The sequence below is a fragment of the Microcoleus sp. PH2017_35_SFW_U_B genome, assembly GCF_020737865.1.
Taxonomy (GTDB): Bacteria; Cyanobacteriota; Cyanobacteriia; order Cyanobacteriales; family Microcoleaceae; genus Microcoleus.
The window spans coordinates 88,184-108,976 of the sequence record NZ_JAEQDE010000025.1; the positions used below are offsets into that span (position 1 = coordinate 88,184).

Genomic DNA, 20,793 nt, shown 5'->3' on the forward strand with positions numbered 1-20,793 from the left:
ACCGAAGAAAGTAGATATTCAGCCACTGCGGGGTTTCCAGCCAATTAGCTAAAAATCTGAGAACAATGTAAACTTATTTAAAACTAAATAAGTATTTGGGAGTATAGCCTACTTTGCTCCCTTGTCAACTCCCCCATCTTTATGAATTTATTGAGAATTGAGACATTAAAATGCAAGAAATTCTTTATTTAGAAGTCCCGACACCCGATACAGCAGCCGTCTGCACTTGGTTGCAACAGGAATTCGATCCCGGAATCGGAGAAAAAATTATTACTCCTGACGGTTTTCGCCTGCTTTCCAACGTAACAGCAGCCGAATTGGTCAAATCTGGATCTCAAAATGCTAATCTAAAACCGACATTCGCCTATAGCAATTCCGAAAACCGCAATTCGCGATCGACAGAACTTTCCACCTTTGTCTGGTCAGTCCAGCGCACAACTTATTTAAAAGTCTTTCGTATCGAAGACGCACCCGCTGGAGAAAGAAAGTTCCTGGAAACTTTGAATCTGGCTGTCAGAAACAAGTTTCCAGAGCTATACCCCCAACCCCCCGTTATAGACCTCTCCAAACAGTCAATTTTTGAAGCTCTTGCCCCCTATTACCCCCTTACCGTCAAATACTTCAAAAAAATGCCCAAAGGCGAATACGACCTCCAGCGCGTCTACTGGTGGGAGCAGCGCTGGCGTGAAGGTACTCGCAATCCTCAAGCGCCAAAGCAAGTAGTGTTTTTGAAGAAGGAAGAAGTCCGAGGGAAGTCGGAAGAAGGAAGAGGGAAGAGGGAAGAAGGCACAGTTTCGGTGTCGGATGTTGGGGATAGTTTTAAGGAAGAAGGAAGAGGGGAGAAGAAAGAAGGCACAGTTTCGGTGTCGGATGTTGGGGATACTGTTTACGACTTGATTTATATTGGCGGGGCGTTGGGGGTAATTCACGCCGCAGTCATGGCGAGATTGGGCTACCGAGTGCTGCTGCTGGAAAGAATGCCTTTCGGGCGGATGAATCGCGAGTGGAATATTTCGCGGGATGAAATTCAAAGCTTAATTGATTTGGGTTTGTTTACGGCTGCGGAAATCGAAACTTTGATTGCTAGAGAATACAAAGATGGCTATAACAAGTTTTTTGATGCTAACAATCCAACCGTTGCTCAAGCCCCAGTCTTGCACACGCCGAAGGTGCTGAATATAGCCTTAGATGGCGAAAAATTGCTGTATTTGGCGGGAGTTAAGCTAACAGAAGCTGGTGGGGAAATTTGGGACGAAACTGAATTTGTTAGAGCCGATGTTGAAGCAAAAAAAGTAGTGGTTCAAGCCAGCCACTTGCCGACAAAAGCCGATCGCACAACCTCCGCCCGACTGCTCGTGGATGCCATGGGTTCAGCTTCTCCCATCGCTTGGCAATTGAACGGAGGACGGGCGTTTGACAGCGTTTGCCCCACCGTCGGAGCTGCCATTGACGGAGGATTTGAGCCTGGGGTTTGGGATTCTGACTACGGGGATGTTCTCTACAGTCACGGCGACATCTCCCGGGGGCGCCAGCTCATTTGGGAACTGTTTCCCGCTGCTGGTGGAGAACTGACAGTTTATCTTTTTCACTACCACCAAGTACATCCCGAAAATCCCGGTTCTTTGCTAGAACTGTACGAGGACTTTTTCGCTATTCTGCCCGAGTACCGCCGCTGCGATATCGACAAATTGGTGTGGAAAAAGCCGACTTTTGGTTATATACCGGGGCATTTTAGCAGCAACAGCAGCGATCGCGCCGTGGCAGTCGATCGCCTAATTGCGATCGGCGATGCAGCATCTTTGCAATCTCCCTTAGTATTCACCGGTTTCGGCTCCCTCGTCCGCAATCTTTTCCGTTTAACTGACCTTTTGGATACAGCATTAAAACACGATTTATTAAGTGCCAATCACTTAAACCAAATTCGCGCCTACCAGAGCAACGTGTCAGTAACTTGGCTGTTTTCTAAAGGGATGATGGTTCCCACCGGGCGCAGTTTGCCGCCCCAGAGAATTAATTCAATTCTCAATACCTTCTTCGGCATTTTGGCAGGACAAGAACTCACCGTAGCCGAAACTTTTATCAAAGATAGAGTCGATTGGCTAACTTTCAATCGATTGGCGATTGAAGCAGCCGGAAAAAATCCTTCTCTGCTGCTGTGGATTTTAGATTTTGTCACCTTGGGGGATGTTTGGCGCTGGTTGGGGAGTTACTTGACTTTTACTCTGTTGGCTTTAGCTAGTTGGCTGTTCGGATGGCTACCCAGTTTCGCCCGCAAGGTACAGCCTTGGTTGGAACCCAGATATCCGGGTGTTTGGCTGTGGCTGTTGGCTACCAGCTATGCTCTCACCTACGGCATGGGAAAGGGGAAAAAAGAGTTTTCAGTTGATAGCTGAGTGCGAGCGTTTCGCTGACGTTGAACACGCGAGGATCTCGCTGACGTTGAACACGCGAGCGAGACGCTCGCACTGCACTCGGAATAATATTTTTCCGGTCAAAACCCAAACGACGATCTGTCTTTTTGGTAATTGGTAAATTTGAGCAATTACCAATTACCAATTACCAATTACCATAAAGAATTGGTTTAAAGCCGGAACCCTGATCGGGAGAAATTAAAAGAAGACGATTGATTACTCCAATCCTCTTCCTTCTTTTGTCAACTATCAACTGTCAACTGTCAACTGTCAACTGTCAACTGTCAACTTGCGTTTGCTATCGAAAACTCGGCAATTCAATTTCAGCCAGCGATCGACGTTTTTTAGAAGCCCGCAACGGATTGGAAATCAAGGTCAGCCACTCGGGTTGTCCGGCTGCTGTAGGTTTGACCGCACTCGATCGCACTTCCTGAAGGCCAAAGGTTTCCACTGAATTCAAAATTTGAACCGCCTTAGCCAATTCTTGGCTGCCTAAGGTGGGCGCAGCAGTTTCTGGTTCAGGTTCAGGCTCAGCCGCCGGCAGTTGAGGTTCCGCAACCCCAAGGGGCGAGTCAGTTGCTGGCTCAAACGGCTGGTAGGTTTCCGTCTCCTGCAATTGAATGCCGGATGCTTGGGCTAATTTGTTAAGTTCCATATTTGCGATCGATTCAGGGTCGATCGCATATTCAGCAAGCGCTGCCTCTAGATGCTCTTCGGGATCTGACCAAGCTTGGACAGGGGCAGCGTTGAAGGCTGGTGGCAGGGGACTCTGAGAGCTTCTGACTGCCGCTAGCAAGGATTCTAATTGCTTGTGGGCGCTATCTTCCGCCTCGTCAGGTGGCTCAATAATTGGAGATTTCTGTGGCCTTTCCAGACTTTTTTCCAAAGCAGCTTTAAATTGCAGAGTGTGGCGCTGCTGGCGGTGCAAGCGCGATCGCAATTCCCTGCAAACATTTTCGGTAGCTACTAGCTGGTGAAACTGTTCGTTGTAGCGCTGCACAGTAGACGCACATTCTCGCTCCACAATCGCTAACCTGGTTTGGCTGGTTGTCAACTGACTGCTTAAACTTTCCACTAAAATTTCTTGACCTTGCAGAGTTTGATGGGAAACTTCCACTTTCCCAAACAGTCGCGTCAATTGTTCTTGAATGCTTTCTAGTTCAGCAGTCCGCTGTTCTAGTAACGTTTCGCGATTCTCCAATTTGTTGTGGGACTCTTCGAGGGCTGTTTCTAGCTGAGCGATTCGCTGCAAAAGGTCGCGGTTGCATTCGTGCAGCGCTTGCATGAGGGTAACTGGTGTCGATCCTTTGTTCTTAGCCTGTTCGGCATTCCCAAGCAGATTTTTGAGATTGTCTGAAATCACGGGCGATCCCACCTCTGGCGGCTGTGTCTGAGATGGCAAATTGTTCGGGGAGGGTGTTGTGGGAATTGCATCTACGCTGATCGCGTTGGGAAAATCTAGTGTTTGCCAGTCTTCTTCTGGCTGTTGGGGCACCGTTGCGGGAGTATCTGTCGGACGGGGGGCGATCGGCTCAAAACCCCCAGCAGCAGCAAAATTTGACTGCAATCCTTCGTTCTCGGATCGAACAGCAGGGTGGGGTTGGTGCTGACTGGCTCGAAGATCAGCTTCTGACATGGCTTTTTATCCCAATAGTCACAGGGTCTCAGATACAGTCTATCCTTATAGATTATCTAAAAGAAAGCCCCTAGTTATTGGTTATTGGTTATTGGTTATTGGTTATTGGTTATTGGGCAAGCAGGGCAAGCAGGGCAAGCAGGGCATTGGTCACAAGCAAAATTCTCCGATTGGGGACTCCGACATTCGGGCATTCCGAGATTTCCTGCGATCGGCTAAACTTTAACAACTGCAAAATGTTTGTCAACAATTGCTGGAACTTCTGCCGGTTTGATGCGACTGTAGCGAGTTTTGTCCGGCATCACCACTATATTTGGCCCTGCTTTGCACTGTTTGAGACATCCGGTTCCCTGAACAGTCACTTGCTCTTCTAAACCCCGTGCATTCAAAGCATTTTCTAAAGCTTTACAGACTGCTGCGCCGCCCCGCTTCTGGCAGTCAGATTTTTGACACACTAATATTTTGGTTTGAGTTTTTGCCGCAGCTTTGACAGTTTGAGCTGCTGTGGGAGTGGTGACTTCGGTTTTGCCGATCGCGCCAACGGATGTCAGTACCCCAGCAGGTACGCTGGTAGAGTCGAGGTGTTCGAGCGATCGATCGTTGTGGCCCCGAGCCAGAGTGAGGCTGTGAGCTTTCAGTTTTATTTTACCGTTTTTCAAATTGAGTTCTTTCTCACCTGCAACTTGAACTCTCAACCCAGGAGTCAAAACAGGCGCTAAAAATGACCGCAATTCCTTGGAAAGTTTAACAAGGTATTCTACTTTGCGATCGCTGCTAATACGCAAATATTTAAGTTTATAACCATCTTCAATAATCAGGCTGAGGATTTCTCCCTCTAGGCTGAATTCAGAAACTTGCTTGCCAGACTTATACATTGTCATAACTCCTGGGTTGACTGTTCGGTGAAAATTATCAAACTTGACAAGAAAACGTCGCCAGTGAAGGTATTTATGCGTTGAATCGCATCATTATTTTTACTTCTTCCGTCTTCCTTCTTCCGTCTTCCGTCTTCCTTCTTCCTTCTTCCTTCTTCCTTCTTCCTTCTTCCTTCTTCCTTCGGGCTTTATCCGATTTGCCAGCAGCACTCCAGCAACTGAACCAGTTCGCGCCGAGGGGCACTAACTTGCCTCAACACGCTCATTAGCTGAGCAGCTTGTCTGACAGTGTTGACTTTTGCCCGCAAAGGTTGGTCAACCGCACACCAGCAGGGGATTTCGAGTTCTTGCAAGCGTTTGTAAACTTGCCACCTGTCTAGCCAACTAACTTGCACAATCTCACAAACTTCTAACTCTCGATCGGCTGGATTCATCTTGTGACAACAATAATAATTTGCATTAATTTTTACCCGGACTGATAGCGAGCAGAAGTTAAAAGCCAGATTTCAGAAGAGAATCAAGGATTGTCAAAAGCCCTTTCTGAAAAATTTAGCCTTTTGCCTGCTGCTTTCTGCCTTCGGAGGATTCGCCCCACATTCAGGAAGCACTCAGAACGAGCATCTTTTTCCAGCATAACGCAACTGCTAATAATTCTCAATAGGTTTACAAAAAAATTTTCCTACTCTCGAAACTCTATCACTATGAAGCCAGACCCTGCTTGACTGCTAAATTTAGGATGCTAGACTAACTCTATTGGCAACAATCACTGCCTATTGAGAGGAAAACACTAATGGCCCAGATTCAGAGTGCATTGAGACCGTTTGGTCACATAGCTGAAAACCCAATTTTGTTAGAACATTCAGTCACAGCACCGATTTGTGAAGGAATGAACGCCCTGCTGGCGAGTTTTCAGGCTCTATACCTGCAATATCAAAAACATCATTTTGTCGTGGAAGGAGCAGAATTTTACTCCTTGCACAAATTCTTTGAAGAAAGCTACGGAGAAGCTCAAGATAGCGTCCACGAATTGGGCGAACGGTTGAACGGATTGGGCGGCATACCCGTAGCTAGCTTTAGCAAGTTAGCCGAGATGTGCTGTTTCGCTCCGGAAGCCGACGGCGTGTATTCGTGCCGCCAAATGCTGGAACACGATTTGACTGCCGAACAAGCTATAATCGGTTTGTTGCGCCGTCAAGCAGGACAAGCAGAAAGTTTGGGCGATCGAGCTACGCGCTACCTCTACGAAAAAATCCTGCTAAAAACAGAAGAGCGAGCTTACCACATTTCCCACTTCCTCGCCCCCGACACCTTAGTGCAATTGAACTTGAACTAACCCAAAAAAAGGACTGTCCCTAAATCGGAAAAAAGCTTAAAATCCCCTCCCAATTCAAAATTGGGAGGGGATTTCCGATTGAGCAGCTTATCTGTAGGGATACAGCACTGCTCATTCCTGTCAACTGAAGCCTGAAAGCCTTGATAAATCTCGCTGATCCCCGAGTCTCGATCCCCCTAAATCCCCCTTAAGAAGGGGGACTTTGAGAATATTCCTGTCCCCTCATCGCAGCGGAACTTTCAGAATACTCATGTCCCCCCCTTCTTAAGGGGGGCTAGGGGGGATCTCCGGATTATTATACAAAGTGTGATAACTCGCCAGAGATTAAGGCGCCAAAGCACTACCGCGCAACAAGCTACCAATGGTTTTCGCAGTAATCTTCATCTGAATCAAGGGATTAGCCGGTACTACAGTCTTATACAAGTAGCTATCGAATGTGAGTTTCTGCACATCGCGATCGGCACACATTTCCACAAAAGCTTCGCGAGTAGCATCGGAACGGTAGAACACGCGCTGCAAAATGTCAAGCACTTTGTAGGTAATACCGTAAGCCTTATCCCAGCGCTTCAGATACAGCTTAATTTCTTGTTCAGTCGGAATCCGCGCGCCCTTATTGGAAATTTCCACAATAGTTTCAGCGCACATCCGGCCAGACTTAGCCGCAAAATAGATACCTTCGCCCGAAGACTTGGTAACATAACCAGCAGCGTCGCCTACGAGAGCAACTCGGCCGACAACCCGGCGGGGACGCGGATGTTCTGGGATGGGGTGAGCTTCCACTTTAATGATCTCACCGCCCATGAGTTTTTTGGCAGCGCGGGCGCGGACTCCGGCTTGGAGCTTTTTGATATCAGCTTGATTGACTTTCATCGTGCCGGTACCGACGGCTACGTGGTCGTATTTGGGGAACACCCAGGCGTAGAAGTCGGTGGAAACGTCGTCGCCGACGTACATTTCGGCTAGACCTTCGTAGTAAGCCATTTTATCTTCTGGGAGGCGGATGCGCTCTTGGAAGGCGATCGCATAATTGTAATCACCAGCATCAATCGCCTTAGCTACGCGGGAGTTAGCGCCGTCAGCCCCAATTACCAAATCGACTTTCAGGGTTTTCTGAGTTCCCACAGCGGTGCCGTTGGAGTGGTCGGCGTAGTGGAGAATGTAGGGGTCGGTGTTGTTGCCTGGAATTTCTAAGGTGTGAACAGTACCGTTAATCAGTTTGGCACCTAAGGAAGCAGCCCGATCGCGCAAAAAGCCATCGAGGACTTCGCGGCGGCACATACCGATGTATTCGTGTTCGTTTTCGATGTTGATATCCACCTCTACATTGGAGGGGGAAATCATTTTCATTTTTCTGACTTGGCGATCGATAATACTTTGTGGCAAGTCAAATTCTTCAACCATGCACAGAGGAATTGCTCCGCCGCAGGGTTTAGCGTTGTCTAATTTGCGTTCAAATAAATAAGTTTCGATGCCTGCTTTTACCAATGTTTCGGCGGCGCAAGAACCCGCTGGCCCTGATCCAACAACTGCAACCCGTAGTGTCAAAGCTTTTCTCCCAATTTTTTCTATAAGTCTTTACCAGTCAGATGTGATGGTATCACGGAGTTTCTCTGCTGTGGGGTGAGAATGGGAGATTTAAATGAAATGCAACAGAGCTTAACAATTGGATACAAAAATGGGGTTTTTGATGCTGGTTTCTATGGAAAATCTTAAATTTTTTATGGTAGATGAATGCGGATGGACGCTAATGTGCGATCGAATGTTTAGCGGTATTTTTAAGAACAGGCTTTTCGGCTTGTTCCACAAGAGATAAATTAACTGGTTCCCAGGCTGGAGCCTGGGAAGCGAGATCTAGAGGCTCTGCCTCGTCAGTGTGTAAAATGGAGGCTCTGCCTCCGGATCTACGTTACCAGGCTCCAGCCTGGTAACGAGTAGAACGAGTTGACAATGAATTTTCTTGTGGGGTGGGCTTCTAGCCCGCCCGATCGAACTCCATGCAATTACGTTACATTTAAGTTAAGTAAAGCTCCTATATAAAATTTCAAATTGCTATGCTAGGTAATTTTCAACAAAGCCAACTGCGGATTGAGGTTGAAGCTTCGGAAACAGCGATTCGAGACAGTTTGGTGCGTCCGGTGCAGTTGCAGCAGTGGCTGTGGCCTCAGCAGTTTTCTCAGGGTTTGCCCGAATTGCTCGATCGCGAATTGACATTCACAAGTTGGATTGGCCCGGTAGCGGTGCAGCACTATGTGGAGATTGCAGAGTCAAATTGTCTGCGACTGTTGTTGAGTCAGGGAATTGACGGGTTTCACGAGTGGTATTGGGGCGACGGTTGGGTGCAGTCTCGGTTGGAGGGGGTGTCGCTGCTACCGCTGAATTTGGGACAAACTGCTAGTTTGTTGCGGCTGCGGGAGTTTTTGGCGGGGAAGGGGAAGTAGGGCTAGGGGGCGTTGCTTAATCGGAGGATGAAAAAGAACCAGGCAAAAATCCAGAAGCTTTGTTGACAATGGTTTTTAGGATTTGCATATTTAGCCCTTCATACTGTAAGTCAGCAACGCCGGCTAGGGAAATCGATCGCCCGATCGACTCAGCACAAATGGGATGAATCAAATCCATCATCATCACACGCTCTGACGGCGAAAATGTAGCCTTAATTGCCGCTGACGAATTGGCAAGCTTAATAGAGACAGTATATCTGCTGCGATCGCGTGTTGATTACTTATGAAGCATTTGGTCTTATTTCTTATCTAGTAATCAGCTTACCTTGATTTCTTGCTGCCGTAATTACATTGCGGTTAGCAGTAAAAACTTTGATACCAGGAACAGTCACATAATCACCATCATCAGTAATTACTTGAACTACCCCTGCTTTATCCATTGCTTCGAGAATTAGCAGATCGTAGCCATCTAAAAGTTGAGTTTGAAATCTGGTTAAAGATGCGTTAGTTGTAGTTTCATCAATAGTCACATCAGTCGATACAGCAATAGATGTTACCTGACCCCAAGCAGCTAGAACTTCAGCTACTACGTTAGCTCTTTCTGTTGGCTCGTTATGGCGATATTCTTTTGTGTTTAATGTAGCCGAAAAAATTGCTCGTTCTGCCTGTTCAATATTATGTGCTAACTCTGCCAAAGAAAGCCCACAATATAAAAGCAATCCTTGAGCAGAAATAATTTTTGTTAAATAAGCAGGATAATCATTTATTTGATAGCTTTTCGCAGAGGTACTGGCTGGAGTGTAAGTCAGCCAGTACCAGACATTAGTATCTACCAGAAAAATGTCATCTTTTTGAGGTGTGTCAAACTGGATATTAACTACCTCAGCCTTGACTGTATATTGGATTGCCATTATACATTTCCCACCTGTTGGCTGACAATTTCATTGATTGCATTGCGGGTTGCATCATCTGCTGCGTAGTAGCGTTTTGAGTTCTTAATCACCTGTTTGAGTATTTGATTGCCTACAGTATTAAGATGAGAAAATGTCAGCAGACGGTTTAAAGTGTCTGGGGAGATATCCCTAAGTAGCTGTCCAATGGCAAAATTGAAGAACGGAGATGCAAAAATCTCTACACCAGCAAAGTCAAGCTCTACAGCGTGCTCTGCCCGTAGTTCGGGGTATGTCAACTCATACACCTTCATACCGTCATCGGGTGTCATGCAAGTTTTCCCAATCAAAGTGCCAATCTTGTAAGATTTCATATTTCAGAAGTTCCCTCAGAAAAGTGGGGCGTCGCCGTCGGTGTCAGAAGCCAGTACATAAATGGCTTCATCACATTGGAGAGTAATGTTAACCAGTGTCCCTCCGAAAAAGGTTGGGCGATTTTGGTAAGTTTCCTCATCTTTGTTAATCAGGACATACCCATTGTGACTGAAAAACTCCAACTTTCCTCTATTCATCTTTACAAATCTTTTCAGAGAGTCAAGTCCAACACCCCCAGCAACATCACCGCGCCTGGTTGTAGTTCCTGCTTCAAATGCCCATTTTAGGGCTTCGTCTGCTGGTAAATCCGAGAGTTTTCGGAATAGGCGCACATTTTGGGGAATCCCAACACCGAAGTCAATCACAGTGAGTTTTAGTTCCTTTTTTTTAGGGTAGTGCTGTCCACAGCTAAAGACTCCGATTTCTGTTTGCCCATGCTCAAAGGCGTTAGCGTATATCTCCCAAACAGTTCCTACGATGACGTTTTGCAATTTTTGACCAAAAAATTGGGATACAAGCCCTGTCCTTCTAGGACGGCTTTATGTTAGAATTTAATTGGTTGAAATTCCCACCTAAGATTGCAGCGATATATACTCATTCCGAGTTGAAACCGAGACTGATCCAGTAATAGGGAAAGACTGAAGGGCAATGGTTAAAACCCAACCTGGAAGCAAAATAAAAAGTATTGTTATGTTTTCAAACGAAACGATACATATAGTCGGGATAGGGCATTGCCACGACTCTAAATGGGCGCAGAGACAGAGTAAGACTACGACCGTAGCGTCAGTCGATGAAGCGTCAAGAATCACCGCTGCTTCAGCACGGTGAGTATGTCAATTATATCAACCCAGTCTCGTCCTAGCCATTTTTCTGCTAGGTAGTCAACCAAGCCATCTTTATCTTGTTTTTTATCTTCTCGATAAGGGATAGAATTACCCTGCCAAGGTTCTTTATTCTCACAAAAAGTATACATGAATCCGTTTTGTTCAAGATTCATTTTTATGTTCTTATGAATACTATCCCAATTAATGTTTAATTTTATCGAGCGGGATTGAATGAGACGAATCAATCCTCCCAGAAAAGCTACGGCATTTTGTCTGAGAAAAAAACATTTAGAAAAGTCAATAATTACTTCTGAGCAATCCTCATTTAGTTGCTCCAAAAGCTGAAACAGATTGTCAAAATCGTTCAGATTATCATTGATTGTAGGGATGTTAAGAGTCACGCTCATAATTATTCTATGGAAGGCTTGATCCAGAAAGAAATTTAGTAAAATATCAATCAGCCGATGATCGCACTGTCAACCTCTGCGGTTCAATTCCCCCTACCTCGATCGCACAACCAACACCGAACAAGGAGCCTCAGCCACAACCTCAGCACTCACCGAACCCTCCAAAATCCGCTTCAAACCAGTCAAACCCCGACAGCCGATCGCAATTAAGTCCACTTTATAAATATTCGCCAAACGCAAAATCTCCTCGGCCGGTTCCCCCGCCACAATCTCCAACTCACTCTGGCAAGGCAACATTTCCTGATAAGATTGCAACAACTTCTCTACTTCTCGATAAGCAATCTCATTTCCCTGAGCGTGAGGTCGATCGACCACCGCATCAAAATCCAGCGTATCAGAACTCACAACATGAACTAAAATCACCTTCGCCGTAGGTTCTAGTTTAAACTGCCCCACAGCTTGCAAAACCTGTGCTGCAAACTCAGAATTGTCGATCGCCACCAAAAGAGTATCCAATATAATGCACCTTTAAATCTCAGATATTAGACTTTAAACTTCTCATTGATAGTCGCCTACTTTCCACAATTTAGCGCTTCCCACCAACAGCATCATTACTACACAGAAACCCGGTTTCTTAACATAATTGCGTCATTTACGCAAGATAAGCTGTCCTACATTTAAATTGTATGTCAAAAATCACTTAAAAACTCTTGTGGGATGGGCTTCTAGCCCGTCCCGAATATACAATTTAAATGTGCAACAGCTTATTGAAAGAAACCGGGTTTCTTAAGCCCGAAGTGCGTAAATCTCGATCGCCAACCTCAACTCTACCATCTAAAACTCATCACCCTCCCTCATTTTCAGTCCGCAAGCGCACCGAATCGGCATGAGAAGGTAAACCCTCAGCTTCCGCCAACACATTAATCGCCCTACCCACCTTCTTCAGTGCAGCCGGCGAATATTGAATCAAACTCGAATGCTTCATAAAAGTTTCCACTCCCAGTGGGGAAGCATAGCGCGGAGCACCAGATGTCGGTAAAGTATGATTCGGGCCAGCCAAATAATCGCCCACAGCTTCGGGTGTTGAACAGCCCAGGAAAATCGCCCCAGCGTGCCGAATTTGGTCGAGCAGGGCCCAGGGATCTGCCACCTGCAATTCCAAGTGTTCGGGAGCAAACTCGTTAGACAGTTCCGCCGCCGCCTTCAGGGACTCAACTACTACAACTAAACCGTAATTGGCGATCGCCTTTTCCGTCAAAGTCCGGCGCGGGTGATTTACCAATTGTCTGTCAACTTCAGCCACCACCTTTCTAGCCAACACCGAATCCGCCGTCAGCAAAATCGCCGACGCCATCGAATCGTGCTCGGCTTGAGCCAACATATCCGCAGCTACGTGTACAGGATTCGCCGTAGCATCAGCAATAATCAGCACCTCCGACGGCCCCGCCAGAGAATCGATCCCGACTGTTCCGTAAACCAGTTTTTTCGCCAGCGTGACGTAAATATTCCCCGGCCCGGTGATTAAATCTACCTTGGGAATACTTTCGGTACCGTAGGCCAAAGCTGCGATCGCCTGGGCCCCGCCAACCCGATAAATCTCATCAACTCCCGCCTCCTGAGCCGCTACCAGCACCGCAGGATTCATTTTCTTCTCCTGTCCGGGGGGAGTACACATCACCAGTTTCGGCACCTTGGCGACCTTCGCAGGCACCGCATTCATGATCACCGAACTCGGATAGGACGCCTGACCGCCAGGGATGTAAATTCCCGCGCGATCGACTGGCGTGTAGCGCTTACCCAAAACAATCTCGTCATCACCAAACTGCACCCAAGATTTGGGCACACGCTGTCGGTGAAACGCCTCTACCTGTTTACAAGCAAGCCGGATCGCATTTAATAATTCTTTCGATATTTGCTGATAAGCAGCATCCAATTCGGCGCCACTCACGCGCAAATCTGTCGCATTTAGGGTGATGCGGTCAAATTCAGCAGTATATTGCAGCACAGCCTGATCGCCTTTGCGTCTTACAGCTTGCAGCACCTCGCGCACGGTGGCTTCTTTGTGAATAACAAGTTCGTCGTGGGTGCGATCGCAGATTCGTCGCAGTTCAGCTTGCGCCTCAACCCACTGAGTAATAATTCGCAGCATGGAGATTAGGAATGCCGTCAATAATTCACTAACATTTGCTTGACAATTGGGGATTTTTGTGGCTATCTCCTGGACAAGTCAGCCACCACCAGCCCACAAGCTTAAACCGCGAGACTCGCGGGAGTTTCTAAGGCTTCAGTGCAGCGTTATAAATCTCTGTCGATGATTTTGCAACACTGAGAGCTTTTCTAGAAATTGCTCGCCAGAGAATCGGGTGCGGAGGGAGAGGGGGAGAGGGGGAGAGGGGAGAGGGGGGAGAGGGGGGAGAGGGGGAGAGGGGGAGAGGGGGAGAGGGAAAAATCTTCTGCCCTTTTCCTTCTGCCCTTTTCCTTCTTCCTTCTGCCCTTTTCCTTCTTCCTTCTTCCTTCTTCCTTCTTCCCTCTTCCTTCGACGAAGCCCAAATAACCCGTACTCTTTGTTATAGCTTAACTTGGATTTTTCAGGGAATGGGATTTTGAGCCGAATCGATGCTATATTAGTTTTTTCGACACCTGATAATTTTTTATAAAAAAACGCCAAGTTATTGTATACTTGAAAATTGCGCGCAATAAACCGTGAATTTAACTCGTGACGGTGGAAACCCCGCAAGACGCCTCGATCGCACCCTTGTCATACCTTTGGGTATCGTCAGAGGTAAAAAAAAAGGCAGTTAAATGAGTCAATTAAAAATTATTGCGCGATCGCCCTTGAAAAAGTAGCCCCAGGCTCAGCTTGAATCCGATCGATCGGCTCATGGCTGACTCAGCTTTAAAAAAATCAAGCTTTTTGTGGCTCCCACCCGAAAAGATTGTCCCTCAAAATCTCCGTGTCTTGAGACTATCTTGAGACTATGATGTATCAATCAATACCTACTTCCACAAACTGAACTATGGCAAATATTAAGTCCGCCGTCAAACGAGTCAAAATCGCCGAGCGCAACCGCTTGTACAACAAGTCGTACAAGTCAGCGGTAAAAACTTTGATGAAAAAGTATTTTGCAGCCGTCGATAAATACGCCGCATCTCCGACACCAGAATTAATGCAAGAAGTCCAGCAGCGGATGTCTGAGGCCTACAGCAAAATAGACAAAGCTGTGAAAAAAGGTGTACTGCACCGCAACAACGGCGCTCGCAAAAAGTCCCGCTTGGCAAGAACCATCAAGCCACACGAAACACAAGTAGCATCCTAAGACAGAAGAAGGAAGAAGGAAGAAGGAAGAAGGAAGAAGGAAGAAGGAAAAAAGCAGCAGGAAGTAAGAAGGAAGAAGAAGAAAAAGTAGCAGGAAGAAGGAAGAGAGAAGATTTTCCCCCTCTCCCCCTCTCCCCCCTCTCCCACTCTCCCCCTCTCCCCCTCTCCCACTCCCCCCCTCTCCCACTCTCCCCCTCGTCTACTCTCTCACTCTCCCATTCCCCCATGCAGCTCATCGATACTCACGTTCATATCAACTTTCAGACTTTCAAGTCGGAGTTAGAAGCCATTCGAGAACGCTGGCGCGAAGCTGGTGTAGTTCGATTGGTTCATTCTTGTGTAGAACCCGAAGAGTTTGCTGGAATTCAAGCAATTGCCAATCAGTTTGCAGAAGTCTCTTTTGCGGTGGGGCTTCATCCCCTAGATGCCGCCAAGTGGAAAGACGAAACTGCAAGCCTGATTAGGGAATTAGCAAGTTCTGACTCTCGGGTAGTGGCGATCGGCGAAACTGGACTAGACTTTTTTAAGGCTGACGATCGCGAACACCAGTTTAAAGTGTTTGAGGCACAGCTTGAAATTGCCCAGGAACTTGACAAACCAGTCATTATTCACTGTCGCGACGCCGCCGCCCCAATGGCCGAAATGCTGCGGAACTTTTGGGAAAGACGCGGCCCAGTACGCGGGGTGATGCACTGCTGGGGAGGTACACCCGAAGAAACCCAGTGGTTTTTAGACCTGGGTTTCTACATCAGTTTTAGCGGCACAGTCACCTTTAAAAAAGCCTTGCAAATACAAGAATCAGCTTGTATGGTAAATAGCGATCGCATCCTAGTCGAGACAGATTGTCCTTTTCTCGCGCCCGTACCCCAGCGGGGAAAACGCAACGAACCAGCTTACGTCTACTACGTAGCCGAGCAAGTTGCTAAATTGAGAGGAGTTTCTCTCTTGACTTTGTCCCAGCAGACAACCGAAAATGCCTGTCAGCTATTCGGGTTGTCACTTTAGCTACTAGCGCATAGAGAAACGAGGAAAACAGGTGGAGTTCGGGGGAAAAGATAGGAAAAATCCCATCTATATCCTGATACAAAAACCGGATTCATCCTTAATCTCAGATTCTTTGGGAGTTGCCGTAGTGCGATCGGATTTGCGTCCTATAATAATAAAAAGAACCGACCGATCGGGCGATCGCTTGCTTGCGGGCGCCGTCGCAGTCGCCGAACTGCTAGCTTGGGCGAGGGCGCGCTAATCTTCCGGACAGACAAAAACGTCAAGCAATACCTCAAACTTACACTCAATTTTACACATTACAAGCAACTTGGAACCTCAGCAATTTGGCAATAGCTGTAAAGTCAATTTTAGGAGTCAAATGTGTAAGGGATTTACCCTGGAGTACCAAGAGATCGGAGCTAAAAGAATCTCGATCGCAGCCAGAACCCGCACAAAAATAATGCGAGCAACCAATAAAAACAACCGTTGCAGCAGTTGGTAGGCGATCGAAAACATCATATAAATTCTCTCACACAATCCATCAAAAAAACGCAACAAGGTAAAAACGCCAAGCCTTGGCGCCATGTAAAAAGCTAGAGCCACTGCGGAAAAAGGACACCCATGACGACTAAAGATTACACAGAATTCGCCTTCACCTTGCCCGACTTGATCGAAATCCAGCGGGCAAGTTTTCGCTGGTTCCTAGAAGCCGGACTGATTGAAGAACTAGACAGCTTCTCCCCGATTACAGACTACACGGGAAAGCTGGAACTCCACTTCATCGGCAAAGACTTCAAACTCAAGCGCCCAAAATACGATGTAGACGAAGCTAAGCGCCGGGACAGCACCTACTCGGTGCAAATGTACGTCCCCACCCGCTTGATTAACAAAGAAACAGGCGAAATCAAAGAGCAAGAAGTCTTCATCGGCGATTTGCCTTTGATGACCGAACGCGGCACTTTCATCATCAACGGTGCGGAACGAGTCATCGTCAACCAAATCGTCCGTTCCCCAGGCGTATACTACAAATCAGAAACCGACAAAAACGGCCGCCGTTCCTACAACGCCAGTCTCATCCCCAACCGCGGCGCGTGGCTGAAATTTGAAACAGACAAAAACGATTTAGTCTGGGTGAGAATCGACAAAACCCGCAAGCTGTCGGCCCAAGTTCTGCTCAAAGCCCTAGGCTTGACAGACGGCGAAATCTACGACAGTTTGCGCCACCCGGAATACTTCCAAAAAACGATCGAGAAAGAAGGACAGTTCGGCGAAGAAGAAGCTTTGATGGAGCTCTACCGCAAACTGCGTCCGGGCGAACCCCCCACCGTAGCCGGCGGCGAACAGCTCCTCAATTCGCGTTTCTTTGACCCCAAACGCTACGATTTGGGCCGGGTAGGCCGCTACAAACTCAACAAAAAACTGCGGTTGACAGTCCCCGATACGATGCGGGTACTGACATCCCAAGATATCTTGACGGCGATCGACTATCTGATCAACCTGGAATTCGACATCGGCTCAACCGATGACATCGACCACCTAGGTAACCGTCGCGTCCGCAGTGTCGGCGAACTGTTGCAAAACCAAGTGCGCGTCGGATTGAACCGCCTAGAACGGATTATCCGCGAACGGATGACAGTTTCCGACGCCGACTCCCTCAGCCCCGCTTCCCTGGTCAACCCCAAACCGCTGGTAGCAGCAATCAAGGAATTCTTCGGTTCCTCGCAGCTATCCCAGTTCATGGATCAAACCAATCCCCTAGCAGAACTGACCCACAAACGCCGGCTTTCCGCCCTCGGCCCAGGAGGCTTGACTCGGGAACGCGCCGGTTTCGCCGTGCGGGACATTCACCCGTCCCACTACGGCCGGATTTGCCCCATTGAAACACCAGAAGGCCCCAACGCCGGACTCATCGGCTCCTTGGCAACCCACGCCCGCGTCAACCCCTACGGCTTCATCGAAACTCCTTTTTACCCAGTCGAAAAAGGACAAGTATTGCGGGACAAAGCCCCCGTATACATGACAGCCGATGAAGAAGACGACTTGCGCGTCGCCCCCGGAGACATCAGCCTCGATGAAAACAACAACCTCTTGGGCGAAACCGTAGCCGTGCGCTACCGCCAAGAGTTCACCACCACCACCCCGATGCAGGTGGACTACATGGCGATTTCGCCAGTGCAAATCGTCTCCGTCGCGACATCGCTGATTCCGTTCTTGGAACACGACGACGCCAACCGAGCTCTGATGGGATCGAATATGCAGCGGCAAGCTGTGCCGCTACTGAAACCAGAACGTCCCCTTGTGGGTACGGGCTTGGAAGCTCAAGCCGCCCGAGATTCCGGGATGGTGGTAGTTTCTAAGGTCAACGGCGAGGTAATTTACATCGATGCCACCCGGATTATTGTCAAGCCCCTAGCGGTAGATGCCGAGTCGAATTCCAGCGAAGAACATTTCATGATTCGCGAATACGACGAGCTCAAAACCAAGCAGCCCTCGGTGTGGAAGCAAAAATATGCCGGCTGCATCGAACACGAATTGCAAAAATATCAGCGATCGAACCAGGATACCTGTTTAAACCAGCGTCCTTTGATCTATGAGGGCGATCGCGTCGTAGCCGGTCAAGTGCTCGCCGACGGTTCCTCCACCGAAGGCGCCGAACTCGCCCTGGGCCACAACATCCTCGTAGCATATATGCCCTGGGAGGGATACAACTACGAAGATGCCATGCTCATTAGCGAGCGTTTGGTGTACGAAGACGTATACACCTCGATTCACATCGAGAAATACGAAATCGAAGCCCGCCAAACCAAACTCGGCCCCGAAGAAATCACCCGCGAAATTCCCAACGTCGGCGAAGACGCGCTGCGCCAGCTAGACGAACAGGGCATCATCCGCAAAGGTGCTTGGGTAGAAGCCAGCGACATTTTGGTAGGGAAAGTCACTCCGAAAGGCGAATCCGACCAACCGCCGGAAGAAAAACTGCTGCGGGCAATCTTCGGCGAAAAAGCCCGAGACGTGCGCGACAACTCCCTCCGCGTCCCTAACGGCGAAAAAGGCCGCGTGGTGGACGTGCGCGTGTTTACCCGGGAACAGGGCGACGAACTGCCCCCTGGCGCCAACATGGTTGTCCGCGTCTACGTAGCCCAAAAACGCAAGATTCAAGTCGGCGACAAAATGGCCGGCCGCCACGGTAACAAAGGTATCGTCTCCCGGATTCTGCCGATGGAAGATATGCCTTATCTCCCAGACGGGACTCCGGTTGACATCGTACTCAACCCCTTGGGCGTACCGTCGCGGATGAACGTAGGTCAGATTTTCGAGTGCTTGCTGGGCTGGGCGGGCGAAAATTTGTCGATGCGGTTCAAGATGGTGCCGTTTGACGAAATGCACGGCGCTGAAAAGTCGCGGGAAACCGTTCACGGCAAGTTAGAGGAGGCGCGCGAAAAAACTGGCAAACCTTGGGTATTTAACGAAAAACACCCAGGCAAAACTATAGTTTACGACGGCCGCACCGGCGAACCGTTCGATCGCCCCGTCACAGTCGGCATCGCCTATATGCTCAAACTCGTCCACTTGGTAGATGACAAAATCCACGCCCGGAGCACAGGCCCTTACTCGCTGGTAACGCAGCAGCCTTTGGGTGGCAAAGCGCAGCAGGGGGGTCAGCGGTTCGGAGAAATGGAAGTTTGGGCTCTCGAAGCGTTCGGCGCAGCTTATACTTTGCAAGAGTTGCTGACTGTCAAGTCGGACGATATGCAGGGTAGAAATGAGGCCTTGAATGCGATCGTCAAAGGCAAAGCCATCCCGCGCCCCGGTACGCCGGAATCGTTTAAGGTGCTGATGCGGGAGTTGCAGTCTTTGTGCTTGGACATTGCCGTGCACAAGGTGAATACGAACGACGAAGGCAGCGAGCACGTAGAAGTTGATTTGATGGCGGATGCTGGTGGGCGGCGATCGCCCTCCAGGCCTACTTACGAATCGCTTTCTCGCGACGAACTCGACGAGGATTAGGGATTAAAGATTTTAGATTTTTTGGCAACATTCAATCTAAAATCTTTAATCGATACTCTCAAATGAAAATGCCTCAACAGTGTTCGTACCACTGTTGAGGCGAATCAACGCTCTTAAGAGGAGAGACGCTGACATGATTATTGTAACAGTTATCCCTGGAATTGAAGGAGCATTAGACCTGGCGACAGGCTGTATTAATTGGCAAGGCAGTAAGTTTGGTAACGGTTACGGGCGTAAGTGGATCGATGGCAAAACGGTATTAGTCCACCGATTAGTCCTCGAATCGAAAATAACAGGATTCCTCGATTCCAGTTATTTTGCTTGCCACACCTGCGACAATCCAGGCTGCATCAACCCGGAACATCTCGTAGCGGGGTCTGCTGCTGAGAATACCGGACAGATGATGGGGCGCGATCGCAAAACTCCCAGACGCAAAAGTATTCCGGGAAGTGGTAAATTGTCTATCCAACAACTGCGGGAAATTCAGACTAAATATTTATCTGGAACAGCAAAGAACCACCTAGCAAAAGAGTATGGGGTACAACATGAAACTATTACTAAGATAATTCAGGCAAATATCCCCGATAATTTCACCACAGTTTCCCCACGCTTTGTAGGAGAAATTCAAGATAACGGCTGCATAATTTTCCAAGGCGCAAAAGACGGTGCCGGCTATGGCAGGTATTTAACAAAAGATGGGAAACAGGCAACAGTGACTCGTGCTGTTTTAGCAGAGAAATTAGGATGTGAACTTCCAACTTATATGGATGCTTGTCATACTTGCGATACTCCCAGTTGTATTAATCCAGAACACCTCTGGGCTGGTACTCGTTCTCAGAATTTATTAGATGCTTCCCAAAAAGGACGCACCCAAGGAAAAAGTCATCCCCTTTCCAATGCCAAATTAGACTGGGAAAAAGTGCGAGAAATCCGGCAAAAACTAGCAGCAGGAGAAAGAATGAAGGATCTAGCTGAAGCATACAGCGTAAATCCGATAACTATACACAATATTAAGTATCACATCACTTGGAAGGAAGCAGGCGAAGAGGTTCCGATTCCTCGTATGGGTGGATATCTCGATCGCAAGCTGACTTTTGCTCAAGCACAGGATGTGCGAGAAAGAATTAAAGCTGGAGAATCTCTTGCTAAAATTTCTCGCGAATTGGGAGTGTCCAAAAATGTCATTTATGACATTAAAACTAATGCCACATATAAAGGAGTCTGATATTGATGTAATTGGCAAACAATCAATCAAAACAGATTAATTAGAGCAAATAATTTCAAGTAAATCAT

Annotated in this window: 21 protein-coding genes and 1 pseudogene; 9 read left to right on the forward strand and 13 right to left on the reverse strand. The window is 48.0% G+C overall.

Going from position 1 to position 20,793, the window contains the following annotated elements; all coding sequences use genetic code 11:
- The first annotated feature begins 170 nt into the window (after nt 1-170).
- On the forward strand, nt 171-2,393 hold the full coding sequence (locus JGK36_RS05065; RefSeq protein WP_293189395.1) for a flavin-dependent dehydrogenase: 2,223 nt from the start codon (nt 171-173) through the stop codon (nt 2,391-2,393).
- A 316-nt stretch (nt 2,394-2,709) separates the two neighbouring features.
- Here the strand turns inward: JGK36_RS05065 and JGK36_RS05070 are convergent, their stop codons facing one another.
- The 3 genes from JGK36_RS05070 to JGK36_RS05080 all read right to left on the reverse strand — a co-directional run bounded on the left by JGK36_RS05070 (nt 2,710) and on the right by JGK36_RS05080 (nt 5,356).
- Nucleotides 2,710-4,047 (reverse strand): hypothetical protein, encoded by a 1,338-nt coding sequence (locus JGK36_RS05070; protein ID WP_293196973.1) that lies wholly within the window; start codon nt 4,045-4,047, stop codon nt 2,710-2,712.
- A gap of 215 nt (nt 4,048-4,262) precedes the next feature.
- Nucleotides 4,263-4,928, reverse strand: a complete 666-nt coding sequence (locus tag JGK36_RS05075; protein ID WP_293178576.1) for a (2Fe-2S) ferredoxin domain-containing protein — start codon at nt 4,926-4,928, stop codon at nt 4,263-4,265.
- A gap of 182 nt (nt 4,929-5,110) precedes the next feature.
- The gene (locus JGK36_RS05080; protein WP_293178573.1) at nt 5,111-5,356 is read right to left on the reverse strand and encodes an Asr1405/Asl0597 family protein; all 246 of its coding nucleotides are present in this window, start codon (nt 5,354-5,356) and stop codon (nt 5,111-5,113) included.
- A gap of 356 nt (nt 5,357-5,712) precedes the next feature.
- Between JGK36_RS05080 and JGK36_RS05085 the strand changes: the two genes are divergently transcribed.
- Nucleotides 5,713-6,255 (forward strand): Dps family protein, encoded by a 543-nt coding sequence (locus JGK36_RS05085; RefSeq protein WP_293178570.1) that lies wholly within the window; start codon nt 5,713-5,715, stop codon nt 6,253-6,255.
- A 324-nt stretch (nt 6,256-6,579) separates the two neighbouring features.
- Here JGK36_RS05085 and chlP read toward each other — a convergent pair whose 3' ends face one another.
- Complete coding sequence (chlP, locus tag JGK36_RS05090; protein ID WP_293178567.1) at nt 6,580-7,800, reverse strand: geranylgeranyl reductase; 1,221 nt, start codon at nt 7,798-7,800, stop codon at nt 6,580-6,582.
- A gap of 506 nt (nt 7,801-8,306) precedes the next feature.
- Between chlP and JGK36_RS05095 the strand changes: the two genes are divergently transcribed.
- Entirely contained in the window at nt 8,307-8,693 is a 387-nt protein-coding gene (locus JGK36_RS05095; protein WP_293196972.1) for a hypothetical protein, read from the forward strand.
- A gap of 16 nt (nt 8,694-8,709) precedes the next feature.
- Here the strand turns inward: JGK36_RS05095 and JGK36_RS05100 are convergent, their stop codons facing one another.
- The gene (locus JGK36_RS05100) at nt 8,710-8,877 is read right to left on the reverse strand and encodes a hypothetical protein (protein ID WP_293189391.1); all 168 of its coding nucleotides are present in this window, start codon (nt 8,875-8,877) and stop codon (nt 8,710-8,712) included.
- On the opposite strand from JGK36_RS05100, the pseudogene JGK36_RS05105 reads away from it, so the two are divergent.
- Nucleotides 8,870-8,962: pseudogene (locus tag JGK36_RS05105) on the forward strand (prevent-host-death protein); the annotation flags it as partial. The gene JGK36_RS05100 and the pseudogene JGK36_RS05105 sit on opposite strands and share 8 nt — an antisense overlap.
- Nucleotides 8,963-8,998: 36 nt before the next feature.
- On the opposite strand, the gene JGK36_RS05110 reads toward JGK36_RS05105, so the two are convergent.
- The 7 genes from JGK36_RS05110 to JGK36_RS05140 form a co-directional block, all read right to left on the reverse strand.
- Nucleotides 8,999-9,604 carry a hypothetical protein gene (locus JGK36_RS05110; RefSeq protein WP_293189389.1) on the reverse strand — a complete coding sequence of 202 codons (606 nt, stop codon included), beginning with the start codon at nt 9,602-9,604 and terminating at the stop codon, nt 8,999-9,001.
- Complete coding sequence (locus tag JGK36_RS05115; RefSeq protein WP_293189387.1) at nt 9,604-9,957, reverse strand: STAS-like domain-containing protein; 354 nt, start codon at nt 9,955-9,957, stop codon at nt 9,604-9,606. Before JGK36_RS05115 ends, JGK36_RS05110 begins: the two co-directional genes overlap by 1 nt.
- Before the next feature lie 15 nt (nt 9,958-9,972).
- Nucleotides 9,973-10,449, reverse strand: a complete 477-nt coding sequence (locus JGK36_RS05120; RefSeq protein WP_293196971.1) for an ATP-binding protein — start codon at nt 10,447-10,449, stop codon at nt 9,973-9,975.
- A 314-nt stretch (nt 10,450-10,763) separates the two neighbouring features.
- Complete coding sequence (locus JGK36_RS05125; RefSeq protein ID WP_293196970.1) at nt 10,764-11,189, reverse strand: hypothetical protein; 426 nt, start codon at nt 11,187-11,189, stop codon at nt 10,764-10,766.
- A gap of 93 nt (nt 11,190-11,282) precedes the next feature.
- Nucleotides 11,283-11,708 (reverse strand): universal stress protein, encoded by a 426-nt coding sequence (locus JGK36_RS05130; RefSeq protein WP_293197003.1) that lies wholly within the window; start codon nt 11,706-11,708, stop codon nt 11,283-11,285.
- Nucleotides 11,709-12,033: 325 nt separating this feature from the next.
- Nucleotides 12,034-13,338 carry a histidinol dehydrogenase gene (hisD, locus tag JGK36_RS05135; protein WP_293178546.1) on the reverse strand — a complete coding sequence of 435 codons (1,305 nt, stop codon included), beginning with the start codon at nt 13,336-13,338 and terminating at the stop codon, nt 12,034-12,036.
- Nucleotides 13,339-13,526: 188 nt separating this feature from the next.
- On the reverse strand, nt 13,527-13,739 hold the full coding sequence (locus JGK36_RS05140; RefSeq protein ID WP_293178543.1) for a hypothetical protein: 213 nt from the start codon (nt 13,737-13,739) through the stop codon (nt 13,527-13,529).
- Nucleotides 13,740-14,206: 467 nt separating this feature from the next.
- Here JGK36_RS05140 and rpsT point away from each other — a divergent pair, with 467 nt between their 5' ends.
- The 3 genes from rpsT (at nt 14,207) to JGK36_RS05155 (ending at nt 15,751) form a co-directional block, all read left to right on the forward strand.
- On the forward strand, nt 14,207-14,506 hold the full coding sequence (gene rpsT / locus JGK36_RS05145; protein WP_293178540.1) for a 30S ribosomal protein S20: 300 nt from the start codon (nt 14,207-14,209) through the stop codon (nt 14,504-14,506).
- Between the two features lie 224 nt (nt 14,507-14,730).
- Nucleotides 14,731-15,510, forward strand: a complete 780-nt coding sequence (locus JGK36_RS05150) for a TatD family hydrolase (RefSeq protein ID WP_293178537.1) — start codon at nt 14,731-14,733, stop codon at nt 15,508-15,510.
- A gap of 31 nt (nt 15,511-15,541) precedes the next feature.
- Nucleotides 15,542-15,751: a hypothetical protein gene (locus JGK36_RS05155; RefSeq protein ID WP_293178534.1), complete on the forward strand. Its 210-nt coding sequence runs from the start codon at nt 15,542-15,544 to the stop codon at nt 15,749-15,751.
- Nucleotides 15,752-15,867: 116 nt separating this feature from the next.
- Here the strand turns inward: JGK36_RS05155 and JGK36_RS05160 are convergent, their stop codons facing one another.
- Nucleotides 15,868-16,011, reverse strand: coding sequence for a hypothetical protein (locus JGK36_RS05160; protein ID WP_293178531.1), 144 nt, complete (start codon nt 16,009-16,011; stop codon nt 15,868-15,870).
- 102 nt (nt 16,012-16,113) lie between these two features.
- Between JGK36_RS05160 and rpoB the strand changes: the two genes are divergently transcribed.
- Both rpoB and JGK36_RS05170 read left to right on the forward strand, forming a co-directional pair.
- Complete coding sequence (rpoB, locus tag JGK36_RS05165) at nt 16,114-19,500, forward strand: DNA-directed RNA polymerase subunit beta (RefSeq protein WP_293178528.1); 3,387 nt, start codon at nt 16,114-16,116, stop codon at nt 19,498-19,500.
- A gap of 133 nt (nt 19,501-19,633) precedes the next feature.
- Nucleotides 19,634-20,725 carry an HNH endonuclease gene (locus tag JGK36_RS05170; RefSeq protein ID WP_293196968.1) on the forward strand — a complete coding sequence of 364 codons (1,092 nt, stop codon included), beginning with the start codon at nt 19,634-19,636 and terminating at the stop codon, nt 20,723-20,725.
- Nucleotides 20,726-20,793: the final 68 nt, after the last annotated feature.